The organism is Vibrio phycocola, assembly GCF_054404255.1.
Map to the genome: position 1 here is coordinate 312736 of NZ_JBTAMQ010000007.1, position 13883 is coordinate 326618.

The following is a 13883-nucleotide window of genomic DNA, read 5'->3' on the forward strand; positions in this document are numbered from 1 at the left end:
ACGCCTCCGAATTGGTGGTCAAACTCACTAGGCCACTACAATTGGCCTTACTAAGGAAATTCTAGATTAGATCTTGGGGTCAGGTCATTCGGCCATTACCTGCTTAATTTAGCTAACGGCTAAAGAGCATCATCAGAATCGTTTTTTAGTTGGTCATACTCAGCTTTCACGTCTGGATTTTCAAACGCTTCGAGTTTTAACGCTTCAAGCTTACTTAGTTTTTTTAAAGTCCAACTACCATCTCCATTGTTTATCCATTCGATCTGATCACCTTCATTCCAAGACAAATCTTTCTGTAACTCATCAGGTATTAAGAAGTAGTGCTCACCATCTTCATCTTGTTCGATTTTTACTCGCATATGCTCACGACTGATACTAAAACTGAGGAATATATTAGGTTTATCCTATTACAATAGCTTAGGCAATAGCGACGCTTGAGAAATGATAGGGAAAGCAGAGCTAGATTGGAATGAAGCAAAGACTAGTTGGTAGCTGAACTTGTCCAACGAGCTGTTGGACATAAACGTGTCAGTGGTTTTTCTGATTTATCTATTATTGAATAACTTTAGATATCCCAAAAAGCAACCAGACACAGATTAAGTCATATAGAAGGCGGAACTGCACCATGTGCTTTTGAGTGCTTTAGAACAACCGAGGTTCTAAAATATTTCACACTGTCATCTTTGTGTAAAACTCGGTTTGTGAACTCATCGAATGCATCCGTATCGGTAGATAGCACCTGTAAAACAACATCGTGATCACCAGTGACAACCCAAGAATTCAGCACTTCTGGCTCCTTGTTAACTCTTGCCAAAAATTTATTGACGATAGAGTTGTGATCTCTCTCGAACGTGACCATTACTAACATACTCAATGGCCACCCCATATTTTTGGGGTTGACTATAGCTACTTCACGCTCAATCACTCCACTGTTTCTTAATTGCCTGACCCTACGGTAACAAGCGGGCTCTGAGAGGCCGACTTTTTCTGCTATCGAACTCATAGGGGCTTTTGCGTCAGTCTGCAGTTGCTCTAGGATTTTCATATCTAACGCATCCATATAATTCAAGTCCTCTTCCAAATCAAAATTGATAAAAATTATTGAAATGATACAGATATTAACTTAGGTAATCAGCAGTTTCTGATAAATTTTATCTCAGCTCATCATTACTTTATAGAGATAGCCCTATGCATCTTCAATCAAGCAAGTTCGAAATTAGTGCGGCAGTCACTGCGATCCTTATTGCCATGATCTCTATTACAGCAGGGGCTTCCATTGCTAAATCCATGTTCTCAACTCTAACCCCAGAAAACGTAACTGTTCTTCGTCTGCTCGTCTCTGCAATAATCTTGTTTTTTGGGCTGAAAGCTTGGGAAGTTCGCTTCGTGAGAAAAGGTTTCCTCATGGTGCTTGCTTATGGCGCTGCGGTAGCGGGGATGAATCTATTTTTCTATCTAGCCATAAAAACGGTTCCCGTTGGCGTGGCACTTGCCATCGAACTTATTGGCCCCTTATGCGTTGCTGCCGTTTATTCTCAGAATCGCTCGGATTACATATGGGTAGTATTAGCTGCAATTGGAATCTATTTTTTACTACCATCGTCATCACAAGTGAGTGACTTAGATGTAGTGGGGTTACTTTATGCGTTAGTTGCCGCATTTTTCTGGGGAACATACATCCTTGTGGGCAAGAAAGCGGGAGAACATTATGGAACTAAAACGCCTGCATTAGGTTTGATCTTTGCTTCATTGATTGTAATTCCTTTCGGAGATAGCACCGTGGCATACGTTTCTCTGAATATCGAGGTAGCTCTATGGGTCGTTGCTATTGCATTACTGTCCAGTGCGATTCCTTTAATGCTGGAGATGTTTGCATTACGTAGATTACCTACGAATACTTACGGTGTGTTGACGAGTGGAGAGCCGCTGATTGGAACAATTGTTAGCTATTTAATACTAGGTGAACAGCTAACTCTTGTTCAATGTTTTGGTATCGGAACTATTGTTATTGCCTCTATCGGTACAGTGCTATCACCTTCTTCGCATAGGACAATTTTAGAGACTGACCAGTAGCTGGCGTATCGCCATAAATTATTGGGCTCTGTTGGTTGTGACTAGAGCATCTAGGTTTAGTTGATAGCCATACTCCCTAGTTGGCTCGCATAAAAATGCAGCCTCACACTATCAGGCTGGATACTCCAATTTTGACAGAAGGTAGGAGTTTTCGGCCACGGTCTCTCTGCGGGTGACCATGAGAAAAAGTACGGTGATCTCAGTGGCACGATTCGCCACTGAGTAATTACGTTGACAAACTTTGGGGCAGAACCGAGATGGGTGCTTCGAGTGCAATCTACCTTTCGGGTAACTTTTTGTATCCAAAATCACAATCAAACAGCGTTTAACACAGAGTCTGAAACGCTATGCCCCTTAGATCCATAGCGTAGTTAATCTTAACTTTTCTCTAGGAACATCTTTGACTCAACTTCCCATAAATTACTACTATGGTACGAATGAACTTAACTGAAAACTAAAGCTTATGAAAATTCTAAACATAGCAGGGTTACTTGTAACCATTCTAAGTGGCATATTAGCAATTGGCGGGGGACAATTACTTTTCAAAAATGGGAAAGAAAAGTACAAAGAAGAGAAGCAAAGTACCGCAACTCATACTTATCTAAATAAAGTTTCAGAAGAGATAAACAAGTCGCTCCCATTAATGCTTGATTCAAATGTTAGACTAGAAAAAGTAACAAATGTCGATAACACGCTAGTTTATAAAATCACCATTGTTGATGTTGAAGTCGAACAAGTCGATAAAAAGAAACTTCATGAGCTAATGAGTAAAAAATTGTCTCAGGGTTACTGTTTTTCGGATGATATGAAACTATTTCGAGAACAGAAAATTCCATTAATCTATTCGTACTTCGATAAGGTTGGAGAACAAATACTTTATATTGCTTTAAATACCGATATCTGCGATTAACTGCAATTTTTGGAAACTTCTCATAGCTCTCGTTTATTGAGTCCATGCCGATAAATCAGGGATAGAATTTATCGGTTGAAAACCACATTATCACGTTTTGGGGCATTTTTGAGTTTGACTGATTTTAGCCAACAACCTGTTGACCCAATTTTTCTTATGAAGATTTACCGTGCTCTAAACACATTACGGGGCATAAACGCGTTAGATTTTAAGGTTTAACACGCTGGATATAGACTAGAAGAAATATCTTGAAACCTTAAACGTATGTATGAGACTGTTATTCGAAAATTTTTAGTTGAGGTTCTTTAACTTCTATCACTTGACCAGACTTAATTTTGAGTACGCTCGTATTTGAGGATAGATTTCGTTTTAACTGGCGCCATGAGCGTACTGTCTTAACTCGTTCTTTGCCTTGGTAATATTTCAATGTGTTAGGCTTGCAGACGTTTTTTGCATGCTCAAACCAACCTTGTTGCTGTATGTAGAGCAACTTATCTTGGGATATCCAACCAATTAAGCTTTCTATGATTTCTATCTTTCTATTCAGATACACAAACACATCTTCTTCTGTATGGACACTGCTATGTTTCCAAGCAGGCTCATTATGAGAAAGGCGGTTTCTGAATAAACGAATACTTTTAACAAGATCCTGTATATGGTTTAAAGTTGAAAGCGAACCACTCAAAGGCCAAGTTTGAAACACTGTACCCAATGATTGTGGCCAAAAGTATCTATTATCAGCTCCTGAGCCATCATAAAACTCAGTATCTAAGGCATATTCCCACGTTGAAAAATCAGTCTTAGCGATTACTTGCCCAACGGTCGGTGTACCATCAATACCTTTACGCTGTAGTTCTTTGTAGGCTTTATCATGGGCTTTCTTGAAATTTTCCTTCAAATTATACACAGCGTGGGGTTCCCTAGCTCGCGGTTGCCCCTGCTCTTTAGGAGCAAAACTACTGTATGTGGGCCTTCGATACCAATGACCTATATAACGATCTGACAAAGCGCTATGAATTGCGTTACGTAGCGTAACCTCTACAATCTGATTAAGTGGAGCAAAACAAGCAACTACCGCTTTATTCCACTCGTATGCACCATATAGTTCTTCATCACTTTGATGCTCAAAAACTTCTCTATAACTTCTTAATCGAGGCTCACTAATTAGATGTTCTATGTTAGAATGATTGTCAAATCTTGCCACTGCGTTAACTCATTTTTGTTGTTTGTTTTATTATACATATTGACACTCATCTAGTTAACACGTATCTTTACCTCATAGCCGGAATGGGACTCCTCTGAACTTATTAGTTAATGGCCCTTTTTGAGCTAAGGTATACGACCCTCGGACATATGAGCCGGGGGTTTTTTGCTATCTGAAGCCTCATAACGCCGCATTAGCATTACTTAGTTCCACCGAAGCCAAATCATCCTGTAAGTTTTCAGGCTTAGGCTTGTAGCATACATCCCAATTATATAACCCATTTAACATGTTGTATTTTCCTAACAACCTATTAAATTTTTCCGAGCTATATGAACTTACAGAGTTGTAAAAAAGTAGATTTAGTTCATACCTAGATAGTTGTGCACGCAAAATATTAGCATAAGCATCATATCGATAAGATGAGTCTGCAACTTCTAACGTATAGTACAAGTTCCTAAAGTAGTGACCTAATATATGACCATGATTGTGATAAAAATCATCATATATTTTACCAATCAAACCTAATCTATCCTTTGAGCTCAATTGCCTTATCAATGTATCGCCAATAGCTACTAGCTTACACTTGTCACTCTCACTAATATTTGCATCAAAAAGCCCCTTGAACAGTTCGTTCTTATCCTTACTCAATGAAAAATAATACTCGACTATATTTTTTCCGTTACCTTCAACTAAGGGTGAACGTTCTTTGATAACTTCGGACAAAAAATGATATGAAGATTCTGGTAACTGCGTTGGCTCTTCTTGTATTTTCCGTCTTGCAATATCAAAGCAATACTCTTCGTATAGTTCAAAAAAATCACCCGATAACGCTTTGAAAGCATCAAGACCAAGGTAACTTTCATATGCAGTTTGACTAACTTTTGAGTGATGGAAATTTAGTAATGCATAGAAAGAGTTTTCTTCACTTTGTTGTTTAAACTGCATTTTAGTTTGATCCATTGAATATAAAAGACCAATAAATGCAAGAATACTAACAATAGGGCTTAAAATCCCCCCAAAAAAAGAACCAAACTCCCCCCAACTAGTATGAGAATCTGACAACCCTCCGTGAAACTGGATCACATATAAAAGCAGTATTGCAAAAGCAAAAATACTAAATACACCTATTAAAAAATTGTATCTCATACGTACAACTACTCTCTTAACTAGAATAAGTATGCTAATGCTTATCAGACGACAAGTTGTCGTCTTTCATCCCTCAATGTTGCTGCCTTTTTCATATTTTCTCAACTGATAATCAATAAGTAATTCCACATGAAGAGAAACTAAGTTGCAAGATATCGCCTAATAACGGGAACGCAAAATTATCAACTCAATCGGATAAATTTAAGTAGGCCAATTTCAGATTAATAAGATATGAATGAGCAAAAGCTCTAACAAGGAAAGGGGCAGAAACGATTTAGAATAAATAAACCAGCTTGATGAACTCGAATAAGAATATGTGTCTTGATTCCTTAAGTTCTATTTAACCGATTTTTCCATTATGAAGTTACACAACCTTTGACTACGAACCAACACTTTCTGTTCTTTTGTTGTCACGAATCCAAAGTGTTCATAAAACGGGCGAGCTGTAATACTCACTTCCGAATATAGACGACGTATTCCTCTATTTTCGGCTTGTTCCAGCACATAGCTCATCAAAGCGCGACCAACGCCGCAACCTTGATATTCATGATGGCAATAAAAGTGTTCAATAACTCCGTCTTCTTGAAGGTCCGCATAACCAACTACTTTCCCATCTATTTCAGCTACATACGGATTTAGCTCCGAAACTCGCTTTTCCCATAGTTCTGCATCGAACTTACTTGGAGCCCAGGCTTCTACTTGCCGTTGCGAGTAATCATTAATATTGATTTTTCGAATGGTGTTAAAAAATATGCTCCAAAGAACATCAATATCTTCAGTTTTAAAATCTCGAATAATTATCAATTGCTGACTCCTTCCTGAATCTAGTTATCTCTCTTGAAGTCTTAATCTCTTGTTATATTTATTTTCCTTGGATAAACTTTGATTGTAAGAAAACTTTTTCAAGTCTTAGTTTTGCTGCAGAAAAAACCTCACTGTCAATCACTGGAGATCTCTTTGCTTCACAAGATTCTATTGGTAAATAGTTCGTGTATCTCAACTCAACTGCAATGGCTTCAACTTTTTGATTATCTATATACTTCTGAGTCAGATAGCCACCACTAAAAACTTCATTTACTACCGTTTGAAAGCCATGTTTACAAAATGATGAAACGATATTAGATATAAAGCTATCAGAACAACTTTTACCATTTACGTTTCCGATGCAAACATCACTACTGATTGGCCCCATAAAACTATGAAGATCAATTACGTATGCAACTCCAAATCTCTCTATTGAGTTTGTTACCATTTTATCTAGTGCTTCATGGTAAGGTTTATAATAATCACTCACCCTCTTATTCAGTTCTAATTTAGTAGGTGGATTTTGGTATATTTCCTCACCCCATGTGTTTTTGCTGTATATCAGAGAGTTGCGATAAGTACCAAATAGATTTCTATGTTGACTTCTATTTAGATCTACAACATACCTACTTATATCCGTAGAGATTATATTTACACTATAATTATTAAGAAAGTCATACAACTCATTCAAATACCAATCTGTATTCGGCATAGAACTTATACCTTGACGCGATAAATTTTTCGTCATTTCTTCACACAATTCAATACCACTATGTGGAAAACTGAAAATATATGGTGATGGTTCATTATCTCGGATTTTTAACCAAGTCATAAGACTCTCTGTATAAAATATAACGCCGCGTTATGAAGTCGCTCTTAAACGCTTTGTTAACTTGTTTTTCGTGCGATGACTAACCCATGGTTACTTGCTCCAAGCAAACTGGGTTCATTGCACACAGACAAATGATAACTAAGCCAAGTTTGATACTGCTCTGGAGTGAATTCATTAACGCCAGCCGAGATAAGACGACTAAAGCTATCTGTGGCAGCATGATCCAACTTCGAGAAACCAGAACTACAAATCAAGCTTTCGATTTCCTGAGGCTCTGCGAAATAGCCAACTTTGAAGAAGGAATCAGCATTTTTATCAGACACCGTCCCATTCTCGCGCAACTCAGAAAAAACACTGTCCGTCACCAGATTCGGAAACTTCTGAGCGAACATACCAGCCACAAAGAAACGCGAAATATAGGCGACCGCTAGAACACCATTGGGCTTTAGAATGCGTTGAGCTTCAGCAAGCGCAAGCTTTCTCTGAGAATGAGACTTGAGATGATATAAAGGTCCCAAAACGACACACACATCTTGAGATGAACTTTCAACAAACGGAACTGCACAGGCATCACCTTGATGGATGCTAAGGTTCAAGTTTTGCTCTAACGCTTTTGTTTTTAGGATATCGACTTGATCAGAAGCTAACTCAACCGCTGTTACCTTTGCGCCATTTCGTGCAAACTCAAGAGAGTAACGCCCAGTCGCAGCGCCTAACTCACAAACTGATGTACCCACTTCAATAAATGGTGACAGTAGATGCATTGTCGTATCGTACTCAATTCGCGCGATATACTGTCTAGTTAAACGAGAATCTTCATCTGCTCCTGTGTATTGAGCGATCAACTCTTCCAATGTAGTTCCCTCTTACCTGGTTAATCTTTTAATATCGTGCCAGCACGAAGTCGTCCATTCAGTATATCCAAAGCGTCATAGGTAACCAATGGAATCATATGAATGTAATATAGTATCGTTATTAATTTCTAATGAAAAATCGTGCAAGCACCCATTGCCATAGACTCTAGACACATCATCTAACTGCATCTTTCCAACATTCAAGAAATTGTATGTACAAATTGAAAGCCTTTGGTATGGCCAACACCTGAGCTTCTTTATCAAGTTATAGTTGGGTGTGTTTTCTTCGGTAATGATGGTCAGCTTATTTGCGTCTAAAGAATCTAATAGCACCTAGCGCAAGTAATACGAACCAACTTGAGCTACCACCGCTACTACTGCTGCTATCATCGTCGTTTGTGTCATTGTAAATAACTTCGTCTGTGCTTGACTCTGTTGCAATGTAAGCCCCTACATCGAATGACACGGATGAAGTTACTTGAAGTTCTTCTACTTGGTCATCATAGATTTCCTCGTTAGATGAGTTAAATGTAACCTGTACAGTACAACCCTCTTCTGAATCAAGAACACTTGGGCAGTCCGAAAAATCTGATGAGAAGTACCCTGTTGCATCTGTTAATGAAAGATCTAGAGTTTGGCTGCTAGTAGTGAAGTTTTGAATTGGAACCTCAATTGTGTGCTCGTCTGAATCACCTTCTGTAACTTCAACCCCTGCCCCGTATGGGTATACAAGCGCGTTAATCGTTGATGTGAACAAGTCCATTGATAGTGTGAAGTGTTGAAATTGAGCTAGGTGTGAATCTGATGTACCATTTAATACCGCATAAATAGCACCGTCATACATTACTGGCGAACCGCTATCCCCTTCGGCTGACATTGCATCATCAACCCCTGCAAGCCAATGAGCATCTGATCCGCTCCAAGTACAGCTAGTATCTGTTGCATCAACACAAGCGGTATAATTAAACGTTTCATACGTTGCGTCATATTCTAAAGCAGAGTAAGGCGTAATCCATGTACGTGTGTTGTGAAATGTCATTTCCTGTAATGTGTCTGGTAGTTCGTCGTTTTCATCATACCCCCAACCCCAGAAATCAAGGTCGGTATACGTTGGAACATTGGAGGTGTTTGAATCGACGTCGTAAAGAGGTTTAATCAAGCGACCTGTCCGGTGTTCAATTGGTGTATCTAGCACTAACACAACCAAGTCTTTGTTCATTCCATTATCTGCTGTAAAAGAATCAAATCTATAGTCAAGCCCACCACTTGCATAGAGTGTTGAATACGTGGCTGTTACGTCAGTGTCCCAAATGTCTTGAGATATTGTGAGCATATCGGATGCACTTGATGAATCATTGTTTGAATAGATGTCAACGTTGCGTGTGTATGATTCGGTCGCCTCAATACCAGTATAAACCGTAATATCAGTTGAATCGCTCGAAACGCAATGGTCGGCTGTAACGATGTAGTAGCCCCCTACTAACGTACCGCCACAATTACCTGCATCTGATGATAGCTTTACATAAAAGTCTTCATAGTCGTCAGAAGAAAGGCTCGTACCATTTTGGACAGCGTGTGCGTATTGCCCTAAAGAGCATACAATAATGACCGAGACTGCTACATTTTTTATAATATTCATTAACTTGTACTCCGGTTTAAATCTGTCATTCTAGCCTCTATATTTCATAGCAATTTGATCTAATCGAACAAACTTGAAGACATTTTTAACTTTTTTCTACAGTGCGGAGTTTTTACTCTAGAGGGTTATTGTTTGCAGTAAAATGAGAGGTTTAGGGAGTAAATCCAGATTAAAAACACTCTCGGTTACAGCACTCTTTTTAACGGTCTTTGAGGAGATTGAGTCAAGCAATAAGTCGGTTTTCAATTCGTTGTATTGTCTTTATCTCGCAATGGGGCAGAAGCACTTTAGGTAGATTGGTCTAACTAGCTTTTGCCCCGATTAGAGTCTGATTTTCCGGAGTTGGCTCCTTTAAACATTACTGGCTACACCTGATGCGGTCAATGTATGAAATGATTTCAAGTTTTAGAGCATGGCCTTTTGGGGGGTATTTCATATTCATGACCGTTCATAGTAGTTAAATATCTATAGCCAGTAATCAAATATAGATACAATCATGCCACTTGTGTCTTGGAATAAGATTACATTACTATTTGATTTATACTTAATGTTGGAGGTTAAATTTATGCACCTGAAGGGAAAGCATTTACAAAGCTCAGTTAAATCTACCATACAAAATCAATACCAATCCATTGCAAACTCAACGGTGGGAAGTCAGCTATTTCGTATTCCAAATGAAGGTTGGATTCGTACCGTTCGAACTGCTTTGGGTATGTCTGGAGCACAATTGGCCCGCAGGGTAGGATTAAGTCGCAACCGCATTTCTGTTCTAGAGCGAAGAGAGGTATCAGGGGATATCACTCTCAACCAACTTAAAGAGTTGGCTGATAAGTTGAACTGTGATCTAAACTATGCTCTTGTTCCTCGTAAGACAATCGAAGCCACTATTGAAGAAAGAGTGGAGTCGATTACACAAAATATTTTAGATACCAATTCTCAGAGCATGTTTCTTGAAGCTCAATCTCTTGATGAAAAAGCTCAAAAGCTTCTCTTTGATTCGGTGAAAGAGCAAATCAGATTAGGTGGTTTACATTCTCTTTGGAATGATAAGTAGGATTGAATTTCGTTCGGTATGTAAATAATTTAGAGTCATAAAAACCGAATAACTTTTAAAAGTAATCAGTTTTGGTTATTAGTTATTTTAAAACAATAAGTTATGGATTTTCATCTGATTGTTGTAATTATTATTAATTACAACAAAAAAACTTGATTATGTTAAAAAACCACGCCCCACGAACTTAAGGGTGATTTAGTATTTATTTAATTTAAAACAAATAGTTATAAGCAAATTTCCGTTCTGTTTTACTCACTTTTATTGTAATAAATACGTAACAGTTCCAAAAAATATCCGACATATTTGAATAGGTTTTCATTTGATTTTTTTATTATTTAAAACAATGAGTTATTTTATGTAAATTTAGTCTTACACTTCAAATTTCCCTAAAAATTTCCAAAAGTTTTAAAAAATATCCCGCAAATTTAGGGACTCTTCGGCTAGAACTATTTTGATTTAAGGTATTAATCCCCTGATACCAGTTGCGATTAAGAATAACATCAGAAATGTAAGTTAGATCTATAGTTTTCACCCTGCACTATCTTAGTTTCGTATCAATTTGTCTGAAAATAATTTTTAGATTACAGTACATGTAGTACCTCTCTTAATTATCTTCATACCATTTGGGGCCGAGACGCCAACACTTTGAATTAACTAAAGAGTCTTTAGTTTTTAATATTTTCAATACGTGCTCCAATCGAACGTGATTAACGAACTCCTTAAACGGAAAATGCAGCTATGAGAACATCCAAAAACCGACCTAGCTCTGGTGATGTTAATGACTCGGACACTTCTCAAGAAGAAGCACAAGAGCGACTATTCTTAGCACTCAAGACTAAAATTCTAAATGAGTACGAGTTTTATGAAGCTAACGAAATGGCGAATCGTCTCTTTGATAATGACGCTAATTGTTATGACTCCTTCCAGAAGCTTGAGTGCTCAGGTCAGGTGTTATATGTTGAGACAGAAACGACGTCGTTATATCCGACATTTCAGCTAGATAGTAACAACTTTATCTACAGCACATTGCTGGCTACTTTGCCAAGGATGTATGAGAAAATGACAGGTTGGGATGTCGTGTTTTGGTTAACAAACCCAACGACGGTGACTATAGTTCATTACGAGTATTCTAACAACGAGGTGCAGGATATTATAAATAAAGAACTATCTTTAAATCAGTTAGCGGAATATATCGTTGATAATGAAACTCCAGACGGGACTATCACAGCAAAGCCCATAGACTTATTGCGACACGGTGACTCAAAGTTATTTCAATGTTTTGTAGACGATTTGCTAAATCGAGATACTCGTAAAATTCCTATAGTAAATCTACTCGACTAGAGCAACGGAAAGATAAGTTAACTCGAGAAAGAAAACTGAATCGCAACCCACTTAATAGACTCTTTTCAGTTAGAAAAATCACTAACAGATAGGTGCTCTTATAAGCCAATAAGTGAACCTCTCATCGGTACAAACTTGCTCTGTAATCAGATTAGAGCTACCAAATGGCAAAACCGGCAATACTTAACGTGAACTGCTTTCTACTCGGCTCACTATTGACCGCTAATATGAGTCTTTAGCCACTATCGTATTTGTCGCATTTTTTAGCATCTCAGCCACATCGGGACTCAATGCAAGTTTTTGTTTATATTTAGAGCTATTTGATATAGAGAGTTGCTTCTGAAGGGAGATAAGGTTCATTACGCTGGCATAAAGATTAGCACTAGCCCGATAAACTACTTTACATGACTGCACGGCTTCACTTTCGAGACCTACGCGTCTAACTAACCTGTGATACTGAGTTTTAAGGATATCTTTAAAGGCTCGAGTCATTACAGCAGCATCAACTAGCTCTTCAATTAACTTGGTGTCAAAGAGCTCCTCAGGGCGCTTCGAATCGTCAATAATTGTATAGAGCTTATTTAAGGAATCAACTCTACGATTTATAGACTTAGTTAGCTGTGTTAACGCGATTTTGATTTCGTTGTTAGAGAAGTCACCGGCTGGGCTAATCAAATTTTTTTCAACTTCGAGGTGAATGGCATCTGTTATTAACCTACCTATATCCACACTAGCGTTAGCCTCAAACATTGTAATAATTCTACTCATGGCAACTCCTTCTCCCCTACCAAACAAAGCTATCACAATAACTTAGCGATGTCGCGTAGCTGGAAACTGTATGACACTATTTCACTATCAATCGTTGTAATTAGAAATATAAATTGACTACCTGAAGCTAAGGTGTGCTCTACATGTCCCCTCTCTTGAAATAGGGCAGAAACTGCTTAGAGCAATTACGTTAAATCATTGATGGACATAAGCTTCTTAGAGTAATAACTTAAATTAGGAAAATACGGATAACTCTTAGTATTGGAAAGTTACTGAGTTAACTGCCGAGTCTTGCTGATGCAGACCTTGTGAGATGTTAGAGCCTGTCCAAATTTAACTCCGTTGGGAGCCTTCATGTAGAGCTTGGTTTTATAAGATCCTGAATGGTTTTCTTTAGCTTGTACATTTGACTCGATGGATGGTCATTCAAAATCCACTCGATGGCTTGTTTCTTGTTATGACCGCGGGGAGCTTGGATAATATTCCCACGGATTTGCCATTGAAAGGACTCCTCATCTTCGGCAACACCAACACCTTGCAGCTCAGCAGAAAGTCGCTTGCGAAGTACTTGATATGATTTCGCTTCGTAGTCTATTTTCTTCTTTTTGCGAGAGTAAATAGCGCTATCGCTTGCCTCCATCTGAGATAACACTTTTTGGGCTTGAGCTGAATTTCCTCGGATAAAGCTCCCCCTTCGGATATTTAGAATGGGGTTCCCCTCTGCCATCAACTTTAAAATCCAGTATTCTTCAGCATCAGAGCGATCTAGCTCACTCTCATTGAAGCTTTCCAATTCAATCAGTTCCCAGTTGCGATTTAGTTCTTTAAGTGCTTGATGGTAAGGATACTTCGGCTCTTGTTTTTTTACATCGCTTTTGTGGCTAGAAAAGCGAGCAGTTGGGTTCGTTGTATAACCAACATAAAACGCATGAATGCTCTGTTCGCCGAGTTCAAAATCTTTCTTACTCTTAAAGTCTTCATATCCCAAACAGTAAATAGTCGTTATTTTTTTCTGATTTTTAGGTGCGGCATTCATTTGCGAGCTTTCTATGCCTCTTAAAAGGGTTAACTTGAAGTTCTAAATTGTAAGACTTCACTGGACATTACCCTGATTAGGAAAGGTATGTCAAATGGCTATCGGTAACATATTAGGGATAAGGATAAGTGCGCTAGCTGGAAATGGTCGAGTAGACGACACTTGTTACCAAGTGCCGCCCCTCTAAGAACCGTACGTGCAACTTTCACTGCATACGGCTCA

Annotated in this window: 14 protein-coding genes; 4 read left to right on the forward strand and 10 right to left on the reverse strand. The window is 38.4% G+C overall.

Annotated features, from left to right (window positions below; translation table 11 throughout):
* Positions 1–119: 119 nt before the first annotated feature.
* Both ACXJY6_RS11705 and ACXJY6_RS11710 read right to left on the reverse strand, forming a co-directional pair.
* Positions 120–359, reverse strand: a complete 240-nt coding sequence (locus ACXJY6_RS11705; protein WP_458768438.1) for a hypothetical protein — start codon at positions 357–359, stop codon at positions 120–122.
* Positions 360–601: 242 nt separating this feature from the next.
* Entirely contained in the window at positions 602–1060 is a 459-nt protein-coding gene (locus ACXJY6_RS11710) for an Lrp/AsnC family transcriptional regulator (protein WP_458768439.1), read from the reverse strand.
* A 128-nt stretch (positions 1061–1188) separates the two neighbouring features.
* Here ACXJY6_RS11710 and ACXJY6_RS11715 point away from each other — a divergent pair, with 128 nt between their 5' ends.
* Both ACXJY6_RS11715 and ACXJY6_RS11720 read left to right on the forward strand, forming a co-directional pair.
* On the forward strand, positions 1189–2073 hold the full coding sequence (locus ACXJY6_RS11715) for an EamA family transporter (RefSeq protein WP_458768440.1): 885 nt from the start codon (positions 1189–1191) through the stop codon (positions 2071–2073).
* A gap of 463 nt (positions 2074–2536) precedes the next feature.
* Complete coding sequence (locus ACXJY6_RS11720; protein ID WP_458768441.1) at positions 2537–2983, forward strand: hypothetical protein; 447 nt, start codon at positions 2537–2539, stop codon at positions 2981–2983.
* 277 nt (positions 2984–3260) lie between these two features.
* Here ACXJY6_RS11720 and ACXJY6_RS11725 read toward each other — a convergent pair whose 3' ends face one another.
* The 6 genes from ACXJY6_RS11725 to ACXJY6_RS11750 form a co-directional block, all read right to left on the reverse strand.
* Positions 3261–4187 (reverse strand): Abi family protein, encoded by a 927-nt coding sequence (locus ACXJY6_RS11725; RefSeq protein ID WP_458768442.1) that lies wholly within the window; start codon positions 4185–4187, stop codon positions 3261–3263.
* Between the two features lie 180 nt (positions 4188–4367).
* Positions 4368–5333 (reverse strand): putative phage abortive infection protein, encoded by a 966-nt coding sequence (locus ACXJY6_RS11730; protein WP_458768443.1) that lies wholly within the window; start codon positions 5331–5333, stop codon positions 4368–4370.
* A 336-nt stretch (positions 5334–5669) separates the two neighbouring features.
* On the reverse strand, positions 5670–6137 hold the full coding sequence (locus ACXJY6_RS11735) for a GNAT family N-acetyltransferase (protein WP_458768444.1): 468 nt from the start codon (positions 6135–6137) through the stop codon (positions 5670–5672).
* A gap of 58 nt (positions 6138–6195) precedes the next feature.
* Positions 6196–6969 carry an N-formylglutamate amidohydrolase gene (locus ACXJY6_RS11740; RefSeq protein WP_458768445.1) on the reverse strand — a complete coding sequence of 258 codons (774 nt, stop codon included), beginning with the start codon at positions 6967–6969 and terminating at the stop codon, positions 6196–6198.
* A 56-nt stretch (positions 6970–7025) separates the two neighbouring features.
* Complete coding sequence (locus tag ACXJY6_RS11745; RefSeq protein WP_458768446.1) at positions 7026–7823, reverse strand: class I SAM-dependent methyltransferase; 798 nt, start codon at positions 7821–7823, stop codon at positions 7026–7028.
* A 304-nt stretch (positions 7824–8127) separates the two neighbouring features.
* Entirely contained in the window at positions 8128–9462 is a 1335-nt protein-coding gene (locus ACXJY6_RS11750; RefSeq protein ID WP_458768447.1) for a trypsin-like serine protease, read from the reverse strand.
* 565 nt (positions 9463–10027) lie between these two features.
* On the opposite strand from ACXJY6_RS11750, the gene ACXJY6_RS11755 reads away from it, so the two are divergent.
* The gene (locus ACXJY6_RS11755; protein ID WP_458768448.1) at positions 10028–10516 is read left to right on the forward strand and encodes a mobile mystery protein A; all 489 of its coding nucleotides are present in this window, start codon (positions 10028–10030) and stop codon (positions 10514–10516) included.
* Positions 10517–11254: 738 nt separating this feature from the next.
* Positions 11255–11857, forward strand: coding sequence for a hypothetical protein (locus ACXJY6_RS11760; RefSeq protein WP_458768449.1), 603 nt, complete (start codon positions 11255–11257; stop codon positions 11855–11857).
* Between the two features lie 222 nt (positions 11858–12079).
* Here ACXJY6_RS11760 and ACXJY6_RS11765 read toward each other — a convergent pair whose 3' ends face one another.
* Both ACXJY6_RS11765 and ACXJY6_RS11770 read right to left on the reverse strand, forming a co-directional pair.
* Positions 12080–12625, reverse strand: coding sequence for a hypothetical protein (locus ACXJY6_RS11765; RefSeq protein ID WP_458768450.1), 546 nt, complete (start codon positions 12623–12625; stop codon positions 12080–12082).
* Positions 12626–12977: 352 nt separating this feature from the next.
* Positions 12978–13661 carry a GIY-YIG nuclease family protein gene (locus ACXJY6_RS11770; protein WP_458768451.1) on the reverse strand — a complete coding sequence of 228 codons (684 nt, stop codon included), beginning with the start codon at positions 13659–13661 and terminating at the stop codon, positions 12978–12980.
* Positions 13662–13883: the final 222 nt, after the last annotated feature.

Bases quoted from the DNA above. Each gene is read 5' to 3' on its own strand.
- ACXJY6_RS11720 (WP_458768441.1), top strand. From the start codon at position 2,537: ATGAAAATTCTAAACATAGCAGGGTTACTTGTAACCATTCTAAGTGGC.
- ACXJY6_RS11770 (WP_458768451.1), bottom strand. From the start codon at position 13,661: ATGAATGCCGCACCTAAAAATCAGAAAAAAATAACGACTATTTACTGT.
- ACXJY6_RS11740 (WP_458768445.1), bottom strand. From the start codon at position 6,969: ATGACTTGGTTAAAAATCCGAGATAATGAACCATCACCATATATTTTC.
- ACXJY6_RS11750 (WP_458768447.1), bottom strand. From the start codon at position 9,462: ATGAATATTATAAAAAATGTAGCAGTCTCGGTCATTATTGTATGCTCT.
- ACXJY6_RS11710 (WP_458768439.1), bottom strand. From the start codon at position 1,060: ATGGATGCGTTAGATATGAAAATCCTAGAGCAACTGCAGACTGACGCA.
- ACXJY6_RS11715 (WP_458768440.1), top strand. From the start codon at position 1,189: ATGCATCTTCAATCAAGCAAGTTCGAAATTAGTGCGGCAGTCACTGCG.
- ACXJY6_RS11730 (WP_458768443.1), bottom strand. From the start codon at position 5,333: ATGAGATACAATTTTTTAATAGGTGTATTTAGTATTTTTGCTTTTGCA.
- ACXJY6_RS11755 (WP_458768448.1), top strand. From the start codon at position 10,028: ATGCACCTGAAGGGAAAGCATTTACAAAGCTCAGTTAAATCTACCATA.
- ACXJY6_RS11705 (WP_458768438.1), bottom strand. From the start codon at position 359: ATGCGAGTAAAAATCGAACAAGATGAAGATGGTGAGCACTACTTCTTA.
- ACXJY6_RS11760 (WP_458768449.1), top strand. From the start codon at position 11,255: ATGAGAACATCCAAAAACCGACCTAGCTCTGGTGATGTTAATGACTCG.
- ACXJY6_RS11765 (WP_458768450.1), bottom strand. From the start codon at position 12,625: ATGAGTAGAATTATTACAATGTTTGAGGCTAACGCTAGTGTGGATATA.